Raw genomic sequence first — 10,221 nt, forward strand, 5'->3', positions numbered from 1 at the left:
GCTGTTTGACCTCAAAGCAACGAATCAGGACGGCTTCGTAAAGCGCACGCCCGCACCACCGCCATTCTCAGCGAGAAATTCAACACCGACGTTCTCAAGAGCAAGCCGGATCAGCTTTAAGTTGGCTGCTGTTACGTTTGGCTTTCCATCTTCCGCCTCGGCTCGCCTAACCGTAGAGATACCCACGCTGGCCGCAGTCGCTAAGTCTTCAGCAGTCCACCGAACCAACGCTCTTGCAGCGCGAATTTGAGCTCCCGTAATTACATTCATAAAAGTCAGCGTTCTCGGTTGAACTTTTTTCGTTCATATGGCACTTAGTGGTTCATTCAGCCGCGCCCGGTGCTCACAACACCAGACACGGCCTGACCACAATCAAGCTGGTAGGAGCTCGGATCATGGCTGATTCTGAGAATAGCAGAACTTTGCCTGCAATCATCAATAGAAACCTTTCCATCCTCATCACGTCGCAGCCGCGTTAGCCCGTAGGCCGAAGCGCCACTTCAGCGATCGAAACCGCACGCGCCTCCCCACGGAGCAGTACGCCCCTGCTCCGTGAACAGCGATTCGCGTGTTTCAAACACCCTTACGTGTCTCACGTAGCCAGAAAAACATCCAGGAGGGAACACCATAATGGCATCCATGCACCAATTCCGTTCGTTCACGCTCGCCGCGGCGCTTGGCACAGCTGCATCGGCAGCGCTTCTGGCGGGCATTGCCCACGCTGAGGATCTTCGTGTCGGAACACAGATGAAGCTGATGACGCTTGACCCGCACTATGCGGATCTCAACGAGAACAATTCGCTTCTGTCGCACATCTACGAGCGGCTGGTAAACCAGGACGAGCAGTTGAATCCCCAGCCCGGCCTTGCTGCCTCGTGGAAGAGGGTGTCCGAGACGACCTGGGAGTTCAAGCTCCGGGAAGGCGTTACCTTTCATGATGGTTCCGCCTTCACGGCGGAAGACGTCGTCTACTCGATCGAGCGTATCCGCGACTTCTTGAAGCCCCCGAGCGGCGGCTTCCAGTCCTATACACAGGCAATCAAGGCTGTGACGGCGCCAGACCCCATGACCGTCGTCATCGAGACAAGTGAGAGCGCTCCGACCCTTCCGCTTTCGCTAACCTCTATCTTCATCATGAAGGACAGGGCAGACGGCTTCGCCAAGACGGAGGCGCTCAATGCCGACTCCACGCCGGTCGGAACTGGCCCATACAAATTCAACGGCTGGCAGTCCGGCGAGGTTCTGACCCTAACGAGGAACGACGCATACTGGGGCGGAACCCCCGCGTGGGACAATGTCGTCTTCCGTGTCATCGAAAGCCCGGCGGCGCGGGTCGCGGCGCTAACCACCGGCGATGTCGATGTTGCGGACTATATCCCGGCTCGCGATGTCGCGGGGCTGCAGCAGAAGGGCAAGAAAGTCGAAAGCACTGCCGCTGCCCGGTCGAACTTTCTTCAGTTCGACATCGGTCGCGAAAACGCACCAAGCGTGACCGACCTGGCGGGCAAAGCAATTGCCAACCCTTTCCGAGACAAGCGTGTGCGCCAAGCGTTGACGATGGCCACCGACCGACCTTTTATCGCCGACCGAATCCTTCTCGGATATGGCACAGCTGCCGCACAGCTGTTCCCGGCCGGTCTCGCTGGAACCTCAGAGAAGCTGACCGTCAGCCCACCCGACTACGAGCAGGCCAAGGCACTTCTTGCCGAAGCCGGTTATCCTGATGGTTTCAGGGTCGTTCTCGCCGGCCCGGGAGGCCGCTATCCAGGAGACAGTGAATCTCTGCAATCCGTCGCACAGAACTGGGCGAGGATTGGCGTAAAGGTTCAGCCGATAGTCGCCCCCTTCTCCGTCTTTGCCACCAAACGCTCCAAGGGCGAATATCCGGTCTGGTACGGTGGCTGCTCGGGCGAGGCCGTCACCTTCTGCCTCGGCGCCCTGCTCGGCACCGCGAACGACGATGCTGGAACGGGCTCACTCAACTACGGCAAATACAGCAATCCAGCTTTCGACCAGTTGCTCGCCGAGGCAATGGACATGGACGACGGTCTGGAGCGTAACGCAGCGATTGCCCAAGCGACGGAGGCCGTCCTGGCGGATTATCCGGTGATTCCGCTCTACCATTTTCATCTGATCGTCGGTCACGGGGACAAGGTCGGCGACTATGCCGTCCATCCGCGCGGCTGGACAACCGCCATGCAAGCCAGCCCTGCAACAAAGTGAGACGCGCGCCATGATGACCATGATCGCCGGGAGGCTCTCGCAAGCCGTCCTTCTCCTTCTCGTCATGTCGGTGATTGGCTTTGCTGGAATCCACAGCGTCGGCAATCCCGTCTTCAATGTCGTCAACGTTGAAACGGCGACAGCCGAGGACATCCGCAATGCCACGATTGCCCTAGGCCTGGATCAGCCCCTTTGGCGGCAGTACCTGCTTTTCATGGGCAACGTCGTCACCGGCAATTTCGGGACGTCCTATATCTATCATCTTCCGGCATTCCCGTTGGTTATGAGCAAGCTGCCGGCCACATTCGAGCTTGCCCTCACCGCGATGCTGGTCGCCGCCCCCTGTGGCGTTTTGCTCGGTCTCGTGGCTGGCCGGCGCCAAGGCGGGACGCTTGATCGCATCGTCCTGAAGGCGAGCGTCTTCGCCCTCAGCCTCCCCTCGTTCTGGCTGAGTATGATGCTCATCCTTATCGGCGCGATCGCGCTCGGGTGGTTTCCGTCGAGCGGGCGCGGGCAGACGGTCTCGTTCCTCGGCCAGGACTGGAGCTTCCTCACATTCGACGGACTGCGCCATCTTGCCCTGCCGGCCCTTGCCCTCGCCATTCCAAAGATCGCGCTAATCGCGCGCCTGGCGCGGGCTGGAACGATTGAGGTGGAAGCGCAGGATTTCATCCGCTTTTGCCGGGCCAAGGGCCTGTCGCCCAAGCGCATCCTGTTTGGGCATACGCTCCCCAACATAAGCATACCCATTATTACCATCGTCGGCATGCAATTCGGTGGGATGCTGGCGTTCGCCGTTGTCGTGGAAACGATCTTTGCATGGCCGGGTGTGGGCAAGCTCCTCATCGATTCCATTCAGCTTCTCGATCGGCCCGTCGTGATGGCCACCCTCACCTTTGTCGCAGTCGTCTTCGTCGGGCTGAACGCTCTCGTCGACCTCACCTATGCCGTGCTCGATCCGCGCGTGCGTCTTTCCACATGAAGGGGACTATTATGAAGGCCGAAACACTTCGCGCTCTCTGGGGCTTCCCGAAAAACTATCGCATGCGCGCATCCATACTTCTGCTTGCCGCCTACATTGTTCTGGCGCTGGGCGCGCCGCTGATTGCACCGCAAGACCCGTATGATCCCCTGCAGATCCAGGCGTGGGAGGCCTCCTCGCCGCCCGGCTCGTCTGGGTCCAGCGGATATATGTACCTGCTGGGAACGGACGGGCTCGGCCGGGACGTGGTCAGCACGATCCTCTATGGCCTGCGGCTCAGTCTGCTCGTCGCTGTGACCAGCACAGCCATCGCCGCTTTCATCGGTCTGATCCTCGGTGTGAGCGCCGCCTATTTCGGGAAATGGGTCGACGCGATCATCATGCGCGTCGTCGATCTGCAACTGAGCCTTCCCACGATCCTCGTCGCGCTCGTCGCAATCGTCACTCTGGGGCCTGGTGTCGACCGTATCATCCTCGCTATCGTGATCGTACAATGGGCGAGCTATGCCAGGCTCGCGCGTGGGGTGGCGCTCAGTGAGATCGGTAAACCATATGTCGACGCCGCCCGGCTCCTGCGCCTTCCCACGTGGCGCGTCCTCCTTCGGCACCTTCTGCCCAACAGCGTCGCACCTGCAATTACCTTGATCCCTATCGAACTGGGCCATGCCGTCGCGCTTGAAGCTACCCTTTCATTTCTTGGCCTCGGCGTGCCGATCGACAAGCCTTCGCTGGGTTCGACCGTCGCAAACGGCTTTCAGTACCTGATGACGGGTCAATACTGGATCAGCGTGTTCCCCGGCATCGCCCTTTTTAGCCTCATAGCAAGCATCAATTTCGTCGGCGAGGACGTCCGACGTCGTCTTGATCCGCGGAGTAGTTCCCATGACGCATGATAACAGAGACAAACCGTTGCTGACGGTCAGCAACCTTACCCTGAAATTGCGCGCGCCTGCCGGTGGTAGCGGCACGACCATCCTGCAGGACGTCAGCATCACCCTTCGACGCGGTGAGGTTCTGGGCCTCATCGGCGAGTCCGGCGCGGGCAAGTCGACGCTTGGCAACGCGATTCTCGGCCTGTCAACGACCAACTTCGAACAGACCTCTGGCTCTATCGTCTTCGACGGTGCCCCCCTCGATTGCATGAACGTCCATCAAATGGCGGCCATTCGCGGGCGAAGGATCGCCGCGATTTTCCAGGATCACACCGCGTCCCTCGATCCGCTGATGGGAATAGGACTTCAGGTCGAGGAGGCGATCCACGCGAACGCCGGCACCAAACTGAACCGGCAGAAGGCGCGTGATATTGCGGTCGAGCTCCTCACCCAGGTCGGTATCTCCGAGGCGTCAGAACGCTATCACTGCTACCCGCACCAGTTCTCGGGCGGCCAGCGCCAGCGCATCGTGATCGCGATTGCGCTTGCCGGGTCCCCCGACATGATCATCGCTGACGAGCCGACCTCCGCGCTGGACGCGACTGTGCAAAAGCAAATCCTGATCTTGCTCCGCAAACTCGTCGAAAAGACGGGCGTTTCCATTCTTCTCGTCACTCATGACATGGGTGTCGTCTCCGCCATCACCGACCGGGTGGTCGTCATGCGGCACGGCAAAGTCATCGAGCAAGGCGATACCGGATCCGTGCTCGACGCGCCAGAGCGAACATACACACGCAGCCTGCTGGCTGCCGTGCCAAGGCTACGGTTGTCCACGGCAGGGAAAAACGCCGCGAGCTCGGAAGGATTTCCGGATTCGACTGGCTCTCTCGATGAGGTAGCCCTGCCCAATAACCCACCAATTCTCGCCGCCCAGGGCATTGGTAAAACGTTCTCGGCAGGTGGTGTCGCTTGGTTCAGGCGTTCCGCTGCCAAAATGGCCTTGCGAGATGTCTCTGTTGTAATGGTGCGCGGCGAAATCACAGGCATCGTCGGCGAAAGCGGAAGCGGCAAGAGCACGATAGGCCGCATTCTCGCCGGTCTCGAGACCGCCAGTTCAGGCACACTCCGCGTAGATGGCGACCATTTCGAAATCGAAAAGCCCGGCCACCGGAGCGGGCTGCTGGGAAGAATCCAGATGATCTTCCAGGATCCCGCTCTGTCTCTAAATCCGCGAATGACGATCGGCGACACACTACGTGAGAGCGTTCGGTTTGCCAGAAGACACGTGGATGCGGGAAAGGATGACGTCGGAACCATGATGGACCGGCTTAAAATGCCGCGAACTCTGCTTACGCGCTATCCGCATCAACTGTCTGGCGGGCAGAAACAGCGCGCCTGTATCGCACGTGCCCTTCTCGCTCAACCGCGGATCATCGTTGCCGACGAACCCACGTCCGCGCTGGATGTCTCGGTTCAGTCCGAGATCGTGGCGCTGCTGAGGGAAGTGGTCATCGAGCAGGGCATATCCATGCTGTTCATCTCGCACGATCTTGCTTTGGTGCAGGCGCTTTGCTCATCGATCTACATCTTCAAGGACGGCAAGGTTGAGGACGCGGGTCCATCCGACTTCATCTTTGGCCTATCGCAAAACCCCTACACACGCAGCCTGATCGACGCCCGCCCGCCCCGCTTCGTTCAATAACCGCCCGGGATACCGCCTCGGCGACGCCTTGAGCGGCCGTTCGATGCGGTCGCGTCGTCCGCAGAACTATAACGCGCCTATGCGCTCGAGAAAGTACTGACATGAAAAACTGGGTAAAGATCGCCGTTACCGGACAATCGCTTATCAAGCATGACATCCGCCAGATAGACAAACCCGGGTTCCGGGAGGTCTGCAGCCTCTTGCACAAGGCCGATCTTGCATTCACCAACTTCGAAAGCACGATCCTCGGGAGCCATGGTGGATGGCCTCTCAAAGGGTCCTTCTTCGGCTGCAGCCAGCCGGTAGTTCTCGATACGCTCCAGGCGCTGGGCTTCCAGGCTCTGTCACTCTCGAACAACCATGCCTTCGACCTCGGCCCCGCCGGCGTGCTTTCTACACTGGAAGAGGTTGATCGGCGGGGCTTTCTGCATGCCGGTATCGGCCGCAATCAAACGGCCGCGGTCCGTGCGGCCCGCGGCACGTTCGCCGGCAGGAGAGTAGCCCTCGTCGCGATGGATGGGGGACCGGGCCCCGACTTCATGTACGCGGCGGACGGGGCTTTTGGACGCCCCGAACGCCCTGGCATCAACCGTCTGAAGATTACCAAAGTCATTGATGTCGATGCCGACACATTTGAGCAACTGCGCGTCCTGCGCGACAAGATCCGGTACACCGCGGCCGATCTAGGCAATGACAGCCAGCCTGATGACGCGCCGCCTGTTGACGCCGATGGCGAGCTTTGCATCGCCCGGGCAATCTTCCGCCGCGCCGGGCGGGTCGGCAAGAATGTGAAGGTTGATGAGGATTCGCTGTCCCGTAATCTCGCAGCCATCACGTCGGCGGAGGAAGACGGATGCCTCGTGATCGCCTATCTGCACCATCATCACTGGGAATCGGTCTGGTCCGACGTACCCGGCTGGGTTGGCGACGTCGCGAGAAAGTGCATCGATTCAGGCGCGGCCATGTTTGTGAGCCACGGCGCCCCTGTTTTGCAACCGATCGAAATCTATCGCGGAAAGCCGATCTTCTACAGCCTCGGCAACTTCATTTTCCATGTGAGATCCGAGAAATCGCCCTGGCGTGCTCGCGAAGTGTGGGAAAGCGTCGTTCCTGTGTGCACATTCGGCGAAGACGGCGCGCTGACGGAAATCAGGGCACACCCCATCGTCATCGGCGGCGCGGAGACTTTGGAGGACAACGACCTGGAGAAGCGCCTCACGCCCGAACGCGCCTACGGCGAGGACGCGGAACGGATTCTGCGCCGTTTTTGCGACGTGTCCACGATGTCCGGTGCGACCATGTCGGTAACGAACGATACGGGTCATCTTATCGTGTCGGGAGGGCCTGACTCATGAGCCGCGTACTCTCAATTGCTACCGTCGTCTTCACAGGAGGTTGGAGCGGAGCCGTCTTCAGGCATGAGGAGCTCGTATGGCTCCACGCCAAGAACCTTCGCAAGTGCCTCGAGGCGATCAATCGACACGCTGTATTTGCACCGCTCGATGGCGCTGACGTAAGTGCGATGCAGGTCCGCTCGATGGGCAAGCTCCTCCTGTGAAAGGCCGCGCTCAAGCCGCCGCGCTCGGAGGTTCACGGCAAGAACGTCTCGAATGCTCATTCACGATGATGAAGCGCGAAGCAGCGCGGCCATCTACAGAGTATACTCTGAATCGAGGTGGAAGGGCCCCAGCCGCCAGCGGTTCGACGCTGGCGCTGAGTTCGACCGAGACGGGCACTTCGATCCGGCGCACGCTTGATCACTTCGGTTCAACAAAACCGAAGTGCCATAGCGAACCCGGAATCAATCTCGGAGTGAAGACCACGCATAAGGAAGAAACAACCAGTTACAGGCGCCTGGGCGCAGTTCTTTTGTTTCACAATCGATCTAACAAACGTCGTCCGCGATGCGGACGCCGACAAATGCAGCGATCAGCCTGTCAACCTCCCAAAGTTGACAGGTTGTTAGTCGTGAACGGTGTTTGCAATTCTCAGCGCTCCCAAGGGTGGAGAGGGCAAGATGCTGGGAACGCTTACCAAAAAGGACCAAATTTGCTCTGTTTATGAGGAAATGCTGCGCGGACGAGCGCGGGTATTCAGGGACAGAATGAAGTGGGACGTCAGTGTCCACGACGGCAAAGAAGTCGACTGGTACGATCTCAATGCAGATCCAATCTATATCGTCTCCCTGAACGGTGACGGACACGTCGTTGGCTCCCTTAGAGTGTTGCCAACGGTCGGTCCGACCATGCTGGCTCGAGAGTTCCGGACACATTTCCGAAAAAGTATCGACGTGCAGTGCCCGACGACGTGGGAGTGCACTCGCTTTTGCGTTCATTCGCCATTGAACGGGGGAGCTGTCAGTCACTTCAACGTCTCCGCTGAGTTGCTGTCCGGCCTGTGCGAACTCGCCCTGCAATCAGGAATCAAACATATAATCGCGGTCTACGAACCTGCCATGGAGCGCCTTTACCGCCGCCTGGGCTGGTCTCCCAAGTGCATTTCAACCTCATGGCCCTGGCTCGGGCGAACGTGCTGCGGGCTGTGGGATGTGACGCGAGACGCCGCTCATGCGCTTCGCCGGCGCACCTCAGACCGCTAAGTTAAAAGTGTTCAGCGTTTACGCTGTGTAGGGTTGCTTTCCTTCGCCATATGGTGGCTTCTAAAAATCAACACAATGCAGGGGTGCGCACGTAGTGGCTCTGTAAAATCGTGCGCCGTAAAGGAGGTATCCAGTGTCGGAGCAACCTTTATTTGCACAGTGCCTGAGCGCTGTAGATTCAGTATCGACACTTGCTGAATTGGAAACCGTGATTGCGTCCATTCGAGATTGTTATCGCCTTTCACACTTGGTCTTCCACGTGGTCCGCCTAGGCGCAAGCGATGCAGACCATCCATTGATCCTTTCAACATATCCGTCCGCCTGGACCGAGTATTACATTGAGAACGACTTTTTCGCCGTCGACCCGGTCGTCACCGTTAGTCGCGTCGGCCTCCTACCGGTCGACTGGTCCTCTCTCGATCGGAAGAACGCAACGACAAGACGCTTTTTCCGCGAGGCAGACACCTATGGCGTGGGACGCTTCGGCCTTACGGTACCCATCCGCGGCCCCGCGGGGGAACGCTCCTTGCTCACCGCAACATCGAACTCGACCGAGCATGGGTGGAGGGCTCTACGCGCCGACTGCAAGCCAGACCTTCAACTTCTTGCTCCTTATATCCACGAAAAGGCACTTTCCGTTTCCGACTTGCGTACCACGGCGATGCAAAATTTGTCGCGACGCCAGCTGGAGTGCCTGGATTTGCTCGCGCAGGGATGGCTTCCAAAGCAGATTGCGGCGCATCTCGCCATTTCCGAAAGTTCGGTACGCCTTCATATTCGCCTGGCAAGACGCAAGCTCGGCGGGTTGACGACCACACAGGCCGTCGGACGAGCCGTCGAGATCGGGATCATTCGTGGCTAGTGAAAACCCTCGTCAGAATGAAAGGGCCAGCTGATCAATTGCTTGACAGATACGGAACTCCCCTTCCTGAAGTTGATCCCTCCAGCCTTTGCATGGCCCTTTTCCTCAATGACCGCGAGGTGAGCAGACTGACGCTTGCACGCACCGCGACGTCGAGTTGCAGCGTCTGGACGAGCAAGAAGGGGCAGGTTGCAACCTGTTAATGGTGTCAGATCGAGCGCTTCAAACTTCAAACTAATCCTGGTCAGGCGCACGAGCTTGATCTCCAAGCTGAATAAAATCTCGAACAGGTGTACAGGTGCAAATCCACGAAACTTTAGCCGGAGTCATCCATGTCGCGGAAGCGTCTATCATCGGTGCTCGAGTGGAACAGATTGCAGACCGCATTTGCTCGAGAATGCGCGAATATTGTATATCAATCCGGCCAACGCAGTCCGAGATGCGCCTGATATTCGATGATGCACACGCGATCATCAGGCGGGCCGACAAAAGCCTCATCATTCGATTGGAAGCAGCCGATCTCGCCATGTTGTGCGGTGTTCAGATGATTTTACAGATGGCAATATTGGATATTGTGTCACCGTCACATGAAACCCTGGTCTGGCGTGCACCGGCCTTGTTCGACGTACACGAGGGGAGCCGCCGTTGAGATAAGATCAGACTGGAAGACCCGTAATCAGCCCGCGGTGCGCTTCAGACGCCGAGGCCGTTTTGGCTGCCGTACGTTCGGGTAGGCACAGCATCCGGGCAGCTCCGACCTCGAGTTGATACGGTCTGGCCGTTCGCGCGAGAGCCCACTTGCCACCGTCAGCGCATATTGACGGTTGTTCGGGTCGCGCAGAGGTCTGCATGCGACAAGGTCTACACAGTTATCACGTCATGGGAGCGGATGATCGCGTCGTTTTGGCCTTCCTGCTCCCGTCCTTGTCTTCTCCCTTCATGTTGGCGCCCTACTCACCGAATGATGCCCCGCCCGCGGTC

General features: G+C 58.8%; 10 protein-coding genes. 8 read left to right on the plus strand and 2 right to left on the minus strand.

Annotated elements, in window-relative coordinates:
• Positions 1 to 24 precede the first annotated feature (24 nt).
• Complete coding sequence (locus MKI86_RS21610) at positions 25 to 270, minus strand: helix-turn-helix domain-containing protein (RefSeq protein WP_241605208.1); 246 nt, start codon at positions 268 to 270, stop codon at positions 25 to 27.
• 360 nt (positions 271 to 630) lie between these two features.
• Between MKI86_RS21610 and MKI86_RS21615 the strand changes: the two genes are divergently transcribed.
• The 5 genes from MKI86_RS21615 to MKI86_RS21635 all read left to right on the plus strand — a co-directional run bounded on the left by MKI86_RS21615 (position 631) and on the right by MKI86_RS21635 (position 7,134).
• Positions 631 to 2,223 carry an ABC transporter substrate-binding protein gene (locus MKI86_RS21615; protein ID WP_241605210.1) on the plus strand — a complete coding sequence of 531 codons (1,593 nt, stop codon included), beginning with the start codon at positions 631 to 633 and terminating at the stop codon, positions 2,221 to 2,223.
• A gap of 10 nt (positions 2,224 to 2,233) precedes the next feature.
• The gene (locus MKI86_RS21620; protein ID WP_241605212.1) at positions 2,234 to 3,205 is read left to right on the plus strand and encodes an ABC transporter permease; all 972 of its coding nucleotides are present in this window, start codon (positions 2,234 to 2,236) and stop codon (positions 3,203 to 3,205) included.
• Positions 3,206 to 3,216: 11 nt separating this feature from the next.
• Positions 3,217 to 4,098, plus strand: a complete 882-nt coding sequence (locus tag MKI86_RS21625; RefSeq protein WP_241605214.1) for an ABC transporter permease — start codon at positions 3,217 to 3,219, stop codon at positions 4,096 to 4,098.
• Positions 4,088 to 5,779 carry an ATP-binding cassette domain-containing protein gene (locus MKI86_RS21630; protein WP_241605216.1) on the plus strand — a complete coding sequence of 564 codons (1,692 nt, stop codon included), beginning with the start codon at positions 4,088 to 4,090 and terminating at the stop codon, positions 5,777 to 5,779. Before MKI86_RS21625 ends, MKI86_RS21630 begins: the two co-directional genes overlap by 11 nt.
• A 101-nt stretch (positions 5,780 to 5,880) precedes the next feature.
• A complete protein-coding gene (locus MKI86_RS21635) occupies positions 5,881 to 7,134 on the plus strand; it encodes a CapA family protein (protein ID WP_241605218.1) in 1,254 nt (417 codons plus the stop codon).
• Positions 7,135 to 7,145: 11 nt separating this feature from the next.
• Here the strand turns inward: MKI86_RS21635 and MKI86_RS21640 are convergent, their stop codons facing one another.
• A complete protein-coding gene (locus MKI86_RS21640) occupies positions 7,146 to 7,397 on the minus strand; it encodes a helix-turn-helix domain-containing protein (RefSeq protein WP_241605220.1) in 252 nt (83 codons plus the stop codon).
• Between the two features lie 399 nt (positions 7,398 to 7,796).
• Here MKI86_RS21640 and MKI86_RS21645 point away from each other — a divergent pair, with 399 nt between their 5' ends.
• From MKI86_RS21645 to rctB, 3 genes are all read left to right on the plus strand, one after another.
• A complete protein-coding gene (locus MKI86_RS21645) occupies positions 7,797 to 8,378 on the plus strand; it encodes an acyl-homoserine-lactone synthase (RefSeq protein ID WP_241605222.1) in 582 nt (193 codons plus the stop codon).
• Between the two features lie 133 nt (positions 8,379 to 8,511).
• Complete coding sequence (locus tag MKI86_RS21650) at positions 8,512 to 9,240, plus strand: LuxR family transcriptional regulator (protein ID WP_241605224.1); 729 nt, start codon at positions 8,512 to 8,514, stop codon at positions 9,238 to 9,240.
• 298 nt (positions 9,241 to 9,538) lie between these two features.
• On the plus strand, positions 9,539 to 9,889 hold the full coding sequence (gene rctB / locus MKI86_RS21655; protein WP_241605226.1) for an SMa0974 family conjugal transfer regulator: 351 nt from the start codon (positions 9,539 to 9,541) through the stop codon (positions 9,887 to 9,889).
• Positions 9,890 to 10,221: the final 332 nt, after the last annotated feature.

This window comes from Shinella sedimenti (assembly GCF_022601905.1).
GTDB lineage: Bacteria > Pseudomonadota > Alphaproteobacteria > Rhizobiales > Rhizobiaceae > Shinella > Shinella sedimenti.